Below are 14,638 nucleotides of genomic sequence, written 5' to 3'. Positions count from 1 at the left end.
TTATGAATCAAGGTCATCCTTTCCCTCGATCAACCAGTGAAAGCTGGTCGATCCGGCTTGGCGTGCTTCTCTGTGCGGAACATAGCTCGGATCGCTCATGAAGTTCTCCGCCGCCTGCTTTGAGGGCCATTCGATGACGATGCGAAGGGTCGCCGACCGCTCAGGGCCCTCAACCTGCTCATGGCTGGTTGTCCGCGCCAGATACTTGCCGCCGTGCTGCGCGACCAAGCGGTTGGCAGCGGGAAGGTAGCCTCCGATCCAGTCTTCGCTTGTGGGTGATACTTCGAGAATTGAGTAATGAGTCATGTCGATTTCCTTTGTCGCAACCGCACCACGCGATCCTTCAGCCGGGCTTGGCGCCGGTGTTCATCAGTTATCCCTTGCCTGAATCGCAAGAAACAGGAGAGATCGGAGTTCAGTTTTTCGATATGGGATATAATCGGATGGATACGGACAATCTCCGCCTCTTTGTCCTGGCGGCCGAACGACTGAATATCTCAGCGGCGGGACGAGAACTCGGCCTTGCCCCGGCGGTCGCGAGCGCCCGTTTGGCAAAACTGGAATATGAGGTTGGGGCCGAACTTCTGCGGCGCACCACCCGCAAGGTGTCGTTGTCGATCGAAGGATCGGATTTCCTCCCCTATGCCCGTGAAATTCTGGCGCAAGCCGATGCGGCGAAGGCCGTTCTTGGCGGTCCGGACGCCGGTGCCAAGGGAACGTTGCGCTTCGCAGCACCCAGCAGTTTCGCACAACTGCACATCATGCCCTTGCTGCCGCAGTTTCACGCGCAATACCCCGATCTGACGCTGGATCTGCGGCTTTCGGATACGCGCTTCGACGCGATCGAGGGCAGCTTTGATCTGGCGCTGCGCAGTGCCCCGCTGACGGACAGCAGCCTGAAGGGACGCAAACTGGCGGATGATACGCGTGTTCTATGCGCCTCCCCGGCCTATCTGGAAACCCACGGCATACCTGCGGCACCGTCCGACTTGGTGGGCCATCACCTGATCGCCTGGAGCAGCCTTGAGCCTCGGGAACTGATCAATTCAACTGGGAATATTGCCATTCTCAGCCCCGCCAATATGACATGCCGGACCATTCTGGATGACGGCGACGCACAGCGCGAAGCGACCATCGCAGGGGCCGGCCTCTCGATGAATTCGCTCTGGAACGTGGCGCATGAGATCGCCACCGGACGGCTCATCCGTCTTCTGCCAGACTGGGTAATGAACGACCGATCGGTGCTTTGGCTTGTCTATCCACGATCAAACGTCCTGACACCCAAGACCCGAATTTTCATGGATTTTCTGATCGAACATTTGGGCAATCGCACGGAATGGACCAGCTAGGATGCGCGGTGCGATGGCTCAACTGGGCAAGTATTCGCCGCTCCACCCTTCGCTCAACTGGCCGGACTTCAACATGCGCTCGATGGCCGCCTCCGAATAGCCCAGATCGCCAAGGATTTTTCGCGTCGAGGCGCCGAACTTTTCGGTTGGCGGCAGCACAAATACCCGCCCGCGTATGGAGCGGACTGCATAGGGGTCGAGCTGGATGACCTCGTGCCCGCTGGGGTGATCGGCGTAGTGCGTAAAGGAATAACTGCCCCGCGTCGTCCCCGGAGCGCCGTCAGGCTCGGACAGGTTCTCGGAGCGCAGCGCGTCGATGTTGTTACAGATCGCGCAGCCAATATCGGCGGCCCGCAAGCGCGCCACCCACTCGGTCGCCGGATGCATTTGAAACACCCCTGCGAGAAAGGCTGCACGGTCGTCAACGGGAACATCGGGCAGGTCTTCGAGGCCTTCGACCTTGCCGAACCTCGGTAGGTCCGCCTCATAGGCGCTGAGCAGGATATAGACCCCCGATGCGGTGCTGTAGAACCGGCTGAGCGGGTCATACCCGTTCACCTCGGGGCCGGAAGGTTCGTCGAACAGCCCCCTTCCGCGATAATCATATGCGAAAGGTATTTGCAGCAGCCCGCTATTGGCGCTGAGCGATGTGCGCCCGCGACCGATCCGGCCGAACCGATGCTTCTGGTACAACGCAGCAGCCACCGCCAACGCGCCGCCAAAGCCGCACATCACGTCGATCGTACCGACATGGGCGTGTTCCTCGGGTCGGTCCATCGCACCGCCGAAACGCAGCATGATGCCTGTCGTCGCCTGCACCAGATCATCGTAGCCGATGTAGTCGGTCCGCACGCCGCGCCGCACACCGCTGAAGCAATCAAGTTTGCAGAAGATCGCCTCCGGGTTCAGCTTGCGCAGACTTTCGGCATCCAATCCCATCCGTTTGATCTGGCTATCCGGCGCATTCCAAAAAATCACATCGACCGATTTCACCAGATCCTCAAAGACCTTGCGACCATGTTCGGATTTCACATCCGCGAGGATCGACGTTTTGCCCCGACCCTGACTGAGGCCATAGATCACTGTGTTCCAACTGTCGTAGAGCGGTTTTGCGGGGTCGAGCTTGATAACCTCGGCCCCGAACCGCGCCAGATAGCTGGCGGCATGGGGCCCCGCGATTACGTTGCACAAATCCAGAACGCGGACACCTGACAGCCATCCGTCCTGTTCGATCGCCTCCTCGGGGCCGGGAATTTCCGTTCGCAACTTGCGCAGTACTTTCAACGCCTCGTCGAATTCCACCCACCGGCGCGGTTCGGGGCTCAGCGCCTCTTCGCCGCTTTCCTCCATCCAGACCACCGGTCCGGGCTGGGTCATCTCGCCGTATTCCGGATCCCAGACATCGATCATCAGGCCCGATGCTTCGGCGTATTCGTCGTTGATCCATTCCTGTAGCCAGCGCTGCGGTGCGCCCGGGATCCCCGCTCGGCCGAACATGCGCTTCCACTCGTGCGAGGTGCGGGTCATGAAGACCTCTTTCATCCGCGCAGCGATCTTGTCAGCCCAGTGCTTAGGCATCGGATAGACGCCAAGCGATGTGCCCGTCTCCCACTCCGACTGGGGTTTGTAGGTATCGTCCTCCTCCTGAAGCCCCTCTTCGATCATCTCATCATAGAGGCCCAGCACTTCGAGACAGCGGCGTGCATGATGTTTGTGGCTCGGACACACCACGTAAAACATCCGCCCATCCTTGCACATGTAGCTGCGGAAGAAGGGATCGAGCAGTTCCTGAAGATCCTCGTAGGAAACGTTCATCGGCAGGCCCTCCACCCGGCGCCGTTCGATCTCAATCTCGCGCTGGGTAAGATAGCGGGCGGGCATGTCCGACACCTTGATGGAATTGTAGCAGAGCCCCTCCATGACCGCTGCGGCAAGTGGGACTTCGATCTGATCTCCGAGGCCCGTCACCTGCCGCGATTGCAGCGCCAGAACCGTGGCCGAGGCCGCGATCTGCGATGCATAGGCGGATGACAGTGGCAAGGGCGAGAACGACGGGTTCAGGCCCATCAGCACCCGATTGAGCCCCATGTCGGTAAAGACACCCGAACTGGCGGCAACGACACTCTCGAAAGCGCGCAACTCTCGGCGCTCCGCATCGTTCGAGGCAAAGCCGGGCAGCGAGACCGTGATTAACTCGGGCCGATCCTCCCGCATGGCGGCGAAATCGATCCCCAGCGCAGCCAGCTTACCGGGGCGGAAATTCTCCACGATGATATCCGCCTCGGCGCAGAGCGATTGCGCGTGTGCCAACCCGTCTTCGGTTTTCAGATCAAGCGTCACGATCAGCTTGTTCCGCATCAGCGCGGCATTGGCGGGGCTGTCCCACATCGGGCCGCCCGGCGGGTCGATATGCACCACCGTCGCGCCCAGATCACCAAGCAGCATCGCTACGGCAGGGCCTGCAATGTACTGCCCAAAATCGACCACCTTGACCCCGGTGAGGGGCAGCTTTGAAAACGATGAGCGCATGTTTCCTCCAAAGGACAAGGTGCTGCAGGGCTATTCGCCGGCGAGGATCCAGCGGGCCGCCTTTTCCGCGATCATCAATGTCGGGGAATTGGTGTTTCCGCTGGTAATTTCGGGCATGATACTGGCGTCCACCACACGAAGTCCGGCCACCCCCTTGAGCCGCAGGTGGGGATCAAGCACGGCGCTTTCATCGTCCGCGCGCCCCATCTTCACGGTGCCCACGGGATGAAAGATCGTGTTCGCGATGTCACCGGCCAGTTTGGCAAGGTCTTCGTCGCTTTGGAACTGAGGGCCGGGTTTGAATTCCTCTGGTTGGTAGGGCTGCATCGCTGGCTGCGACATGACTTGGCGCACCTGTCGCAGGCTATCGGCGGCAACCTTGCGGTCATCTTCCGTGGCGAGATAGTTGGGAGAGATCATCGGCGCATCCCGAAAGTTGGCCGATCGGATGCGCACATGGCCGCGACTCGATGGGTTGAGGTTGCAAACGCTGACAGTCATCGCCGGGAAGGCATGCAGCGGCTCTCCGAAGGCATCGAGGCTAAGCGGCTGCACGTGATATTCTAGGTTGGCATGACTTCGCGACGGGTCGGACCGTGTGAAGGCCCCGAGTTGGCTGGGTGACATGCTCATCGGCCCCGAGCGCTTCAACAGGTACTCCGCCCCGATCATTGCCTTTCCCAACAGGTTGGCTGCCACCGTATTCAGGGTACGTGTGCCCGCAACCTTGTAGACTGCCCGGATTTGCAGGTGGTCCTGCAGGTTTTCCCCCACAGGGGCATCGCGCAGCACCCCGATCCCATGCGATTGCAGCAACGACGCAGGGCCGATCCCCGACAGTTGCAGAATCTGCGGCGAGTTGATCGCTCCTGCGGAAAGCACCGTTTCGCGCCGCGCGGTCACCGTCATCACCTGCCCTTTGTGATTCACCTGCGCGCCAGTACATCGCAGCACCCCATCGGCATCGGTGTGGAAGGTCAGCTTCTCGACTTGCGCTTCGGTCCAGACCGTCAGGTTCCGGCGTCCCTTGGCAGGGCGCAAGAAGGCCTTGGAGGTATTCCACCGCCAGCCCGACCGCTGATTGACATCAAAATAGCCGACGCCGGCGTTGTCTCCGCTATTGAAATCGTCGGTCTTCTCGATTCCCGCCTGCTCCGCCGCGTCGGCAAAGCTGTCGAGCACGTCCCAGCGTAACCGCTGCTTTTCCACACGCCATTCGCCCCCGTGGCCGTGCAGATCGGAGAAGCGGCTGTTACCGCCGGTCTCTGGATCAGCGCCCTCGTCCAGCTTGTAGTGATCCTCGTGGAGCTTGAAGTCGTTCAGAGATCGTTCCCAACCCCAGTCGGCCTCTCCGCTCAGCTCTGCCCAATTGTCGTAATCGCGCGCCTGCCCGCGCATGTAGATCATTCCATTGATCGACGAACAGCCCCCGAGCGCCTTGCCTCGCGGGTACCGCAGGGTCCGCCCGTTCAGGCCCTTGTCCGCTTCGGTGTTGTACATCCAATCGGTGCGCGGGTTGCCAATGCAATAGAGGTAGCCCACCGGAATATGGATCCACGGATAATTGTCGGATTTGCCCGCCTCCAGCAACAGCACCCTGTTGCCCCTATCCGCGCTGAGCCGGTTGGCCAGCAAACATCCCGCAGAGCCCGCCCCGACGATGATATAGTCGAACTGCGTTTCGGTATCCGCCATGTTGCCCACCCCTTTACCTTACCGTGCGGCGCACGAGGAGGATCGCCCGCTGCCGGCCACCTCGGCCCCGTGGGCCCGCCTCTCGCCAGCGAGATCCAAGCCTCCTCACGCGGCCTCCTCGTGCCGCTTCCTCGACAAGGGTGTAGGAACGCGGGGCGCAGTTTCCTAATGACAAATTTCTCGCCGCGATATTAAAGATCGTAATATGCAGAGATTGCAGAACGTGAACAGCATACTGGCTTTCGTGACCGTGGCGCGAGAGGGCAGCGTCTCCAAAGCGGCGGAGGTGCTCAACCTCACGCAGCCCGCAGTGACCCATCAGATCAAGCGGTTGACTGAAGAGACCGGCATTGCTCTTTTTACGCGCACCTCAAGGGGGCTCACCCTGACACCCGATGGCGCCGCGATCCTGCCCGAAGCACAACAGGTTCTGAGCGCTTTGGCTGAGTTTCGCCGCAGGGCGCGCAAACAAACGGGACAGGTATCTGGTACCTTGCGGATCGGCACGATCGTCGACCCAGAGTTCATACGTCTGGGGCCCCTGCTCAGCGCGTTGGGAAAGGCGCATCCAAATATAAGCGCCGAATTGGTACATGGGGTGAGTGGAGAGATCCTGGACAAGCTCAGGCGCCGCCAGATAGACGCGGGATATTACTTGGCCGCACCGGATGAAATAGGCGCAATCCCGTGCGGATTGCCGCTCCATGCAAAGAAGCTCGCCGATTTTGACTATCGGGTCATTGCCCCGCGCGGGTGGGAAGCCCGGATCGCCACGGCGGACTGGGCCGATCTGGCGGCCATGCCTTGGATCGGAACGCCGGAGGCTTCGGTCCATCACAGGCTATTGGCGAAGGTCTTCAGTGACCAAGGATGTACCCAAAGGATCGTTGCCCTCGTCGATCAGGAAGCGTCGATGCTGGAGATGGTCCGCGCCGGGGTCGGATTGAGCCTTTGCCGGGAGTCGATCGCCCTGCATCAGAGACAGTCTTTTGGGCTTGCCATATGCGAAACCCTGCGCATCCCGGCCTGTCTCGTCGCGCTGACGTTGGCGGAGAGGAAGGACAGCCCGGTAATCTCCGCGCTCTTCGGACAACTCGACGCTGTCTGGTAAAGGGGCGCACAACGAGGAGGTTTCGAAACGGGCAGCCCCATCGCTGAGTTTCTAGCATAGGCCAGATGATATGGGGCGTTTCCCCCGGTTTCTCAGGCTATTCCCGTCGACGCGGCAGCGAAGACATATTACGCCTCCCCCAAAGGGCCGATGAAGGCATCGGCGCAGCAATCGAATGACATAACAGGGAGGTCGTCATGGCTTTCAATCAACCGCTCGGCGGCAACGAAATGCCACGTTTCGGTGGGCTAAATACGATGATGCGGCTGCCATATCAGGAAACGGCCGAAGGGTTGGACGCCTGCTTCGTTGGTATTCCTATGGATATCGGAACCTCGCACCGGTCCGGGACACGTTTCGGGCCGCGCCATATTCGGGCCGAAAGCGCCATGATCCGCCCATACAACATGTGGACCAAGGTCTCGCCGTTCGATTCCCTCCAGATCGCGGACATCGGCGATATCGCCATCGACACGTTCGATCTGAAGCGGTCGGTGCAGATCATCGAAGAGGCCTACGACGGCATCCTCCGGCATGATGTGATCCCCCTGACGCTCGGCGGGGACCACACGCTCAGCTATCCGGTATTGAAGGCCATCGCCAAGAAGCACGGGCCGGTGGGCTTGGTGCATGTGGATGCCCATGCCGATATCAATGACCTGATGTTTGGCGAAAAGATCGCCCATGGCACGCCTTTTCGCCGCTCGCACGAGGATCAGTTGATCGACCCCGCGCGCGTCTGTCAGATTGGATTGCGCGCGACCGGATACGAAGCCGGGGACTTTGACTGGCCGCGCGAGCAAGGCTGGCGCGTGGTTCAGGCCGAGGAAATCTGGTACAAGTCGCTCGCGCCGCTGATGGAAGAAGTACGCGCCCAGATGGGCACCGGGCCGGTCTATGTGACCTTCGATATCGACAGCTTCGATCCTGCCTACGCGCCCGGCACCGGAACCGCCGAACCCGGCGGGCTCACCTCCCATCAAGGCATCGAATTGATCCGGGGGCTGTCAGGCCTGAACATCGTCGGCTGCGACCTCGTCGAGGTCTCACCGCCCTATGATCACACCGGCGCGACGGCAGTTCTAGCAGCAAATATCCTGTTCGAGATGCTCTGCGTTTTGCCCGGAGTCAAAGCGCGCGCCTGATCTTGCAACGTAAGCGGCCAGTCCGCGAATGCAATCGGGAGGCCCGCCGTCCGGCGCGAGCCTCCCGCATCCGGTGCTGTCGCAGGCCGGTGATACCGATGGCCACCTTGACCCCCGAACCGCCTCGACACCGGGGCTTCCCTAACGCTGGCAGGCGGGCCGCGAAAACCGAAGGTTGCGTCGCTGCTCGTGCGGGCAGAAGCGCGTTTGCCGCGCTTCGCCACGGGACGACGCGATCATTCCTCGGCGTAGATTTCCCGGATGTCGTCCAGCATCAAGCGAGCCGCCAAGATGCCGCCAGCGGTGTTCCAGATCGCATCGCTGACCTCATGCACCTTACCTGATTTCACCGCTGAGAGAGATTGCCAGAGCGGATCGGAAAGCACGTCCTGCGCTGCGGCGTTGCCTTCACCGTTACCTGTCTCCCACGTGAACCAGAAGATCCGGTCGCCATCCATGTCTGGAATGCTCTCCTTGCCGGTGCGGATCGCAAATTCTTCCACATTCTGGTTGTCGGGCCGGTCGAACCCGACATCGCGCAGCAGAACGCCTGAGAAACTGTCGAGTTGATAGATGCGGATCTGCCCCGGCAGGAAGCGGATCACCGAAACCTTTTCCTTCAGGTGGTCGCCGAGGTCGGCGGCGAGCGCAGCCACTTGTTGATCGTAATCCGCAATCGCAGCCTCGCCCTCCTCGGCCCGCCCGAGTGCCTCTGCATAAAGGCTGAGATTTTCTTTCCAGTCGCCGCGAAGTTCCTTCGACATGACCGTGGGGGCAATGGCGCTCAATTGGGCGTGTATCTCCTCGTGGCGCTGCTTGTTGCCGAGGATCAGGTCCGGCTCCAGCGCGGCAATCAACTCGAGGTTCACTGCGCTTTCCTTGCCCAGCGGCACCGCCTCGCCCATCTGTGCCTCGATGTGATCCCACCAAGGATCTCCGTTCCACGAATTTACCGCGCCCACCGGGGTGACCCCGAGAGCGAGCAATGCCTCAGTGCCCTCATTGGTCAGAACCACCACCCGCTGGGGATCATCAGGTACTTCAACCGTGCCCATTGCGTCAGTGACCTGTCCGGCGCTTGCCGAGGTAGAGAGAGCGAGAGCCACCAGCGGCATAGCAAGGCAAAAGCGTCGGTGAAGGATCATGGGGGGATTCCTGAAAGTTGTGCGAAACGGCATGCAAGATGCCAAGTTGTTGACTAAAACCATCGGAAATGTCAATCGTCCGACGATGACGCACCCCTTGCCCGCTCACTTGCTCTGGCTGTTCCTGACGCTCGCGATTTCGGCGGCGGCAAGCCTTCATCTGGGGCTGACTGTCTATGACCCTGCGACGGTGCTGGGCGCATTGCGCGGCGGGGACGAAACCGAGGCGTCCCTCATCATCGCCACCCTGCGCGTTCCGCGCACGCTGATCGCCATGACGACCGGTGCGGCCTTGGCCCTGTCTGGTCTGTTGATGCAAACCGTGACCCGCAATCCGCTGGCCGAACCGGGATTGCTGGGGATCAACGCGGGCGCCGCCTTTGCAGTGACGATTGGTGTCACACTGTTTGGCATGTCTGGCCTGTTCGCCATTGGCCTTCTGGCGCTTTGCGGAGCGGTTGCTGCCACGGCGCTCGTCTTTGGCATCGCGCTGAGCGTCGGTCCGGCGGCCGCACCGGCCAACACCCTGTTGGCGGGCGTCACCGTCGCTGCCATGCTGGGATCACTGACGCAGGTCATGCTCTTGATTGATGAAACCGCAATGGAAAGCTTGCTGTTCTGGCTGATGGGCGGCTTTGCCGATCGCGGTATCGGCCCGCTTTGGATCGGCGTTCCTGTTCTGACTCTGGGATTGGCGGGAACGCTGCTACTTGCTCCGGCGCTTGATGCACTAAGGCTGGACGATGACAGCGCGCGCAGCATCGGGGTCCACGTTGCCGCAACGCGACTTGCCGCGCTTGGCCTTGGCGCACTGCTTGCCGCTGGTGCGGTGGCCATGGCCGGCCCGGTTGTGTTTCTCGGGCTGGTGGCGCCGCATCTCGCACGGCGCATTTGTGGCCCCACGCCCTCCGTCGCATCACATGCTCTGCTGGCTTGCCTGCTCGGTGCGACCCTCGCGGTCTTGGCCGATATCGTCGCCCGGTTGATCGTCGCACCGGGCGAGGCCCCGATCGGCGCGGTGCTGGCGCTTATCGGCGTACCCGTTCTGGTCGCGCTCCTCCGAAAACGCGCGGAGGTCGCGCTATGACCCCCCTCGCTGCCTCTCGGTTGACCCTTACGGGGATCGGGCTTCTGGTATTGCTGGTCGTTGCCACGGGGCATGGATCGAGCGCAATGCCCCCCTTGCGCGTTATCGCTGCCCTCTTGGGCGAAGGGACGCGGATGGACGAGGTGATCGTCTGGACCCTGCGCTTGCCACGCATTTGCCTTGCGGTTCTGTGCGGGATGGCTCTGGCGCTGGCCGGCGCTCTGCTGCAACGGGTCACGCGCAATCCCATGGCTGCGCCCTCCATTCTGGGCGTCACCGATGGCGCGGCATTTGGAGTCGTCGCCTTCCTCTGGGTCTTCTCCGACGCCGGGAATTCTCTGACAGTGTCGATCCACTGGCAACCGATGGCCGCGGCCCTCGGCGCCTTTGCCTTCGCCGGGATCGTGGCTGTGATGGTGCGGCTCGACCCGGCCGGCAAGGGACCCTTGCGGATGATCCTCTACGGGGTGGCGCTGGCAGCATTGGCCAAAGCGATGGTGACGCTGATGATGATCTTGGGGCCTGTCTACCGGGCCAGTCAGGCGCTGACATGGATCACGGGATCGGTTGGCGCCGCACATTGGAGCGATGTCATGATCCTTGCCGCTGGCCTGTTGCTTTGCGTGCCGGTTCTGTGGCTGATGCGCCACGATCTGCGTCAGCTTTCGCTCGATCCAGAGAGTGCCTTCTCGTCAGGCCTTTCGACCGGACGCTCGCAAGCGGCGTTCCTCGCCCTCTCGGTTCTTCTGACGGCTCTGGCCGTTTCACAAGTCGGCGCGGTCGGCTTTATCGGCCTGATCGCCCCTCATGCAGCGCGCCTCCTGCATGGCCAATTCACTCCGGGATATCTGGCGTCTACCGCGCTCATCGGCGGGGCGCTTTTGCTTGGGGCGGACACGTTGGCGCGCACCGTGGCCCCCCCGCTGGAACTGCCAGCGGGCGCGTTGACCGCCCTTGTTGGCGCACCGCTTTTCCTGTGGCTCTTGATGAAAGGACGCGCCGTCCATGCCTGACCCCCTCGCCCAGTTGCGCGGCGCAAGCGCGTGCTACGACGCCAATGTGGCTCTGAACGCGGTCGATATCGATCTGCCCGAGGGGCGGATCATCGCACTTTGCGGGCCGAACGGCAGCGGCAAGTCCACCGCACTGCGCGTGATGCGCGGCCTTCATGCCCCTGCTGCCGGACAGGTCGAGGTTGCGGGCCGGCCCATTTCCGACTGGACTGCACGAGACCTAGCGCTCCAGATTGCCATGTTGTCGCAATCGCCCGAGGCACCCGGGGAATTGAGCGTATCGGATCTGGTCTTGTTGGGGCGGTTCGCCCACCGGGGCCGGTTCGGCGGCGTCTCCAAAAGCGATACTCAGGCCAGGGACCGTGCCCTGGCAGTGACCGAACTGGAAGCACTCCGCGATCGCCCCATTGGTCAGCTGTCGGGGGGGCAGCTTCAGCGGGCTTGGATTGCCATGACATTGGCCCAGGACGCGCCGCGGATCTTCCTCGATGAGCCGACGAACCACCTGGACATCGCGCATGCCTTCGAGGTGCTGGACCTCCTGCGGTGGCTCAACAGGAGCGAGGCGCGGGGGATCGTCGTCGTGCTGCACGACCTCAACATGGCGATGCGGTACGCGGATCACGTAGTCCTGTTCGACAAGGGCCGGATCGCCGCGCAGGGCGCGACGCGGGAGGTGATGACGGAGATTACGATTGAACGCGTCTTTGGCATCCGCTGTCGTCTCGTGTCGATCCCCGGCCAAACTTTGCCAACCCTCGTCCCGCTACCGAAGTCCGAACGGGCGTTCGACACGGGTCAGGACGCCGCGGAATAGGGGGCGGACCAACTGTCTAACTATTCGGCGATGGTCAGCCCGGCCTCAGACATGCAGGTACGGGCCAGATCGCGGGAAGTGGCGGTGCCAGACCGGCATACGCGCTGCTCAGATCGCTCAGCCGGGCCAAGATTGGATCCAGCGTTTCGGTTTTGGGATTGCCAAGCGCGCCCACCATTTCCAACCACGACGATACTGCCATCTGGCCGAGGATGGCGCAGCGCCGTGCAGTCTCGGCGCTCGCCGCGCTGGCGATCAGCCCCACCAACAACGCATATGCAAAACGCTACATCAGACGCGGCGCCGCTTCAGCGCGATCAGGCCAAGGGCAGAGCCCAAAAGCCAGACACCGGCAGGCAGCGGGATCGGGGAGACGGCGACAGTAGGCACATGAGAATAAAGATACGCCGCACCGTGACGGTTGCCCACTCCTTCTGCCCCCACGATCACGGTGGTGCCGGAGATCGAGACGGATGAGCCGAAATTCTGAGTTTCGCGCCCATCACCGGCGGTCAGCTTGGTGATCAGGGTGCCTGTTATTGCATCGTACAGTTAGGCTGAGCCGCTCTAAGTGCCATGGTCGTCGTTCCCATATGCGCCTACGATTGCGGTGGTGCCTGATATAGCGACGGATATGCCGAATTAGTCATACGATACTCCCTCATCGGCGGCCAGCTTGGTTTCCGTGAACGTAGCGGCCGTGGCCCCTTGGGCGAAACATATGGAGACGGCCGGTAGCATCGCGTTTGCAATGAATCTTCTCATGAAACGATCTTCCCTGATAAATTCGGCAATAGATGCCGAGCACCCGTTGGGCACGCACATCGTTAAAAGTTTAAACATCAGCGAGGTTGCACTAAAAAGCGAGGAATATTTCCTGCGCCCCGGGGGTCCGTACCCACTCTACGCACCGCGCCGGGGGATCGTTCGCCGTCATGGGGCACAGGTGTACGACGCAAATCAAGTGCGTGCGTGCCATCCGAGCTGGACGAGCGCATCAACCAATCGCGTGTGATTTTCGAGAAATATGACTGGGGTGGCAGAATTCTAAGCTAAGTTATTGATATATAATTATTTAATACTTTATCTGGGGATATGGTGTCAATCGCGCGGCGCGCAAAACAATTGGTGTGCCCCTGTTTGTGCCTCATGGATTGAACTGGGTTAACCTCCCATCAAGTCGCACTGAAAGCTCCCGAGTGTTAGGTGAGGCAGCGCTGAACGGGAGTATAGGACTCCCGCTGGAACGAGGACGGGAAGAGCTCCGGTTTCGCGAGATAGGGCCAACTTCGGCTGGCGAAGCCAACAGCGTAATGGGCGTATTCTGTTCTCTAATCTGTCAATGCGCTTTTCCAATTGCTGTCGATGTCTGAGGTTGCCTTCGTTCTCTTCGAGCTCCGGGGCTCAGGATGGGGTTGGTTGGAGGTAGGTCGGCAAGGTTGAAACCGCAATCTGGCCGAAGCCACTGCTACAGAATACACCCGTGTCCTACGCCCTCCCTCGGGCATCGTTCCCGTTGGGAACTGGTGTTTGGAATCCTCGCTTTGATCTTTGCAATTTCAGGCCGCTTTGTAATTGGTTTGGTCTCTCATGATGGCATGAAGAATGATTGCGAGACGTCTGGCCGATGCCCCCCGCGCAGTTCGCGAGTGTCTCGATACGCTGGATGAGGCCGCCTTTGGGGCAGCCAGCGAGGTCACACCCAAGTTCACGTCGCATTCCGACCCGGCCAGCCAGTGGACGGCGGCACGCAAGGGACCGGCATTCTTCAGCTATTCCGACAACTACCTGATAGACACGGATAGCGGCGTCATCATTGATGTCGAGGCGACAAGATCGATCCGGCAGGCAGAGGTCGGCTCGACCAAGACCATGCTGGATCGGGCGAAGACCAGGTTTGACCTGCATCCCGAACGCCTGATCGCCGACACCGCATATGGCACCGGGCCGATGCTGGGCTGGCTGGTCGAGCGCAAGATCGCCCCGCACACTCCGGTCTTTGACAAGTCTGGCCGCAGCGATGGCACCTGGAGCCGGGCGGACTTTGAGTGGGACGCCGAGCACGACCAAAACGTCTGCCCCGAGGGCCAGACACTGAAGCCGTTCCGCCGGAACTATTCCGACCCGAACCGCGGGCCAACCAGTGGAGGCCGAGCCAAATACCGTGCCCTGAAGCTGACCTGTCAGGCCTGCCCGTCGAAACAGAAATGCTGCCCGAACGCCGATGCCAGAACCATCACCCGCGAGGAACACGAAGACGCCCGCCAGGTCGCGCGCGACATCGCCAAAACCAAGCAATACGACATCTCGATGAAGCTCCGAAAGAAGGTCGAGATGCTCTTCGCGCACCTCAAGCGCATCCTCGGCCTCGGAAGGCTCCGATTGCGCGGACCATGCGGCGCCAACGACGAATTTCTCCTCGCCGCCACCGCGCAGAACCTCAGGAAACTGGCCAAGATACTTCCTGCACCGCAGCGACCGCGGAACGCCTGACGGGATAGGCGCTCGCACCACGTTCAGCCGTCGATATTCTGCGCTCGCGAACGGGTGTTTTTCCACAGATTTGGCGGGGAGCTGCCCTTCGCTGCAGTTGCAAATTTCGGGCTTACACTAACGAAAACGACCTTCAGTCACCCCATGGAGCCAAGCTATGCCGCCATCGGCCTGGAGGTGTGGGAAGTTGCCTTTCGCCCACAGTGAGAAATGAAAATTTCAGTTTTGAGGTGCTCAACGCCATAGGAAGCTCT

13 protein-coding genes and 1 pseudogene are annotated in these 14,638 nt (G+C 61.1%); 7 read left to right on the top strand and 7 right to left on the bottom strand.

From position 1 onward, the window contains the following. Positions 1-306 carry a DUF1330 domain-containing protein gene (locus BM234_RS15630; protein ID WP_092066631.1) on the bottom strand — a complete coding sequence of 102 codons (306 nt, stop codon included), beginning with the start codon at positions 304-306 and terminating at the stop codon, positions 1-3. 137 nt (positions 307-443) lie between these two features. Here BM234_RS15630 and BM234_RS15625 point away from each other — a divergent pair, with 137 nt between their 5' ends. Then, complete coding sequence (locus BM234_RS15625; RefSeq protein WP_092066739.1) at positions 444-1,349, top strand: LysR family transcriptional regulator; 906 nt, start codon at positions 444-446, stop codon at positions 1,347-1,349. An 18-nt stretch (positions 1,350-1,367) separates the two neighbouring features. Here the strand turns inward: BM234_RS15625 and BM234_RS15620 are convergent, their stop codons facing one another. Then, complete coding sequence (locus BM234_RS15620; RefSeq protein WP_092066629.1) at positions 1,368-3,878, bottom strand: CoA transferase; 2,511 nt, start codon at positions 3,876-3,878, stop codon at positions 1,368-1,370. A 30-nt stretch (positions 3,879-3,908) separates the two neighbouring features. Beyond that, on the bottom strand, positions 3,909-5,573 hold the full coding sequence (locus BM234_RS15615) for a GMC family oxidoreductase (protein ID WP_092066627.1): 1,665 nt from the start codon (positions 5,571-5,573) through the stop codon (positions 3,909-3,911). A gap of 205 nt (positions 5,574-5,778) precedes the next feature. Here BM234_RS15615 and BM234_RS15610 point away from each other — a divergent pair, with 205 nt between their 5' ends. Beyond that, the gene (locus tag BM234_RS15610; RefSeq protein WP_092066625.1) at positions 5,779-6,684 is read left to right on the top strand and encodes a LysR family transcriptional regulator; all 906 of its coding nucleotides are present in this window, start codon (positions 5,779-5,781) and stop codon (positions 6,682-6,684) included. Between the two features lie 197 nt (positions 6,685-6,881). After that, complete coding sequence (gene speB, locus BM234_RS15605; protein WP_092066623.1) at positions 6,882-7,829, top strand: agmatinase; 948 nt, start codon at positions 6,882-6,884, stop codon at positions 7,827-7,829. 236 nt (positions 7,830-8,065) lie between these two features. Here speB and BM234_RS15600 read toward each other — a convergent pair whose 3' ends face one another. Further along, positions 8,066-8,974, bottom strand: a complete 909-nt coding sequence (locus BM234_RS15600) for an ABC transporter substrate-binding protein (RefSeq protein ID WP_217645987.1) — start codon at positions 8,972-8,974, stop codon at positions 8,066-8,068. Between the two features lie 46 nt (positions 8,975-9,020). Here BM234_RS15600 and BM234_RS15595 point away from each other — a divergent pair, with 46 nt between their 5' ends. The 3 genes from BM234_RS15595 to BM234_RS15585 are packed head-to-tail and all read left to right on the top strand — an operon-like array spanning position 9,021 to position 11,891. Next, a complete protein-coding gene (locus tag BM234_RS15595; protein ID WP_245752689.1) occupies positions 9,021-10,061 on the top strand; it encodes a FecCD family ABC transporter permease in 1,041 nt (346 codons plus the stop codon). Beyond that, positions 10,058-11,074, top strand: a complete 1,017-nt coding sequence (locus tag BM234_RS15590; protein WP_092066621.1) for a FecCD family ABC transporter permease — start codon at positions 10,058-10,060, stop codon at positions 11,072-11,074. Before BM234_RS15595 ends, BM234_RS15590 begins: the two co-directional genes overlap by 4 nt. Further along, positions 11,067-11,891, top strand: a complete 825-nt coding sequence (locus BM234_RS15585) for an ABC transporter ATP-binding protein (protein ID WP_092066619.1) — start codon at positions 11,067-11,069, stop codon at positions 11,889-11,891. Before BM234_RS15590 ends, BM234_RS15585 begins: the two co-directional genes overlap by 8 nt. A gap of 34 nt (positions 11,892-11,925) precedes the next feature. Here the strand turns inward: BM234_RS15585 and BM234_RS15580 are convergent, their stop codons facing one another. From BM234_RS15580 to BM234_RS17860, 3 genes are read right to left on the bottom strand one after another with little or no spacing between them, the layout of a single operon-like run. After that, on the bottom strand, positions 11,926-12,156 hold the full coding sequence (locus tag BM234_RS15580) for a hypothetical protein (protein ID WP_092066617.1): 231 nt from the start codon (positions 12,154-12,156) through the stop codon (positions 11,926-11,928). Between the two features lie 26 nt (positions 12,157-12,182). Continuing rightward, positions 12,183-12,407 carry an FG-GAP repeat protein gene (locus BM234_RS17765; RefSeq protein WP_281247981.1) on the bottom strand — a complete coding sequence of 75 codons (225 nt, stop codon included), beginning with the start codon at positions 12,405-12,407 and terminating at the stop codon, positions 12,183-12,185. A 51-nt stretch (positions 12,408-12,458) separates the two neighbouring features. Next, on the bottom strand, positions 12,459-12,527 hold the full coding sequence (locus tag BM234_RS17860; protein WP_092066733.1) for a hypothetical protein: 69 nt from the start codon (positions 12,525-12,527) through the stop codon (positions 12,459-12,461). 993 nt (positions 12,528-13,520) lie between these two features. Here BM234_RS17860 and BM234_RS15560 point away from each other — a divergent pair. Then, positions 13,521-14,384: pseudogene (locus tag BM234_RS15560) on the top strand (transposase); the annotation flags it as partial. Positions 14,385-14,638: the final 254 nt, after the last annotated feature.

It is taken from the genome of Poseidonocella pacifica (assembly GCF_900111875.1).
Classification (GTDB): Bacteria; Pseudomonadota; Alphaproteobacteria; order Rhodobacterales; family Rhodobacteraceae; genus Poseidonocella; species Poseidonocella pacifica.
This window is presented reverse-complemented; position numbering and strand designations above follow the sequence as displayed.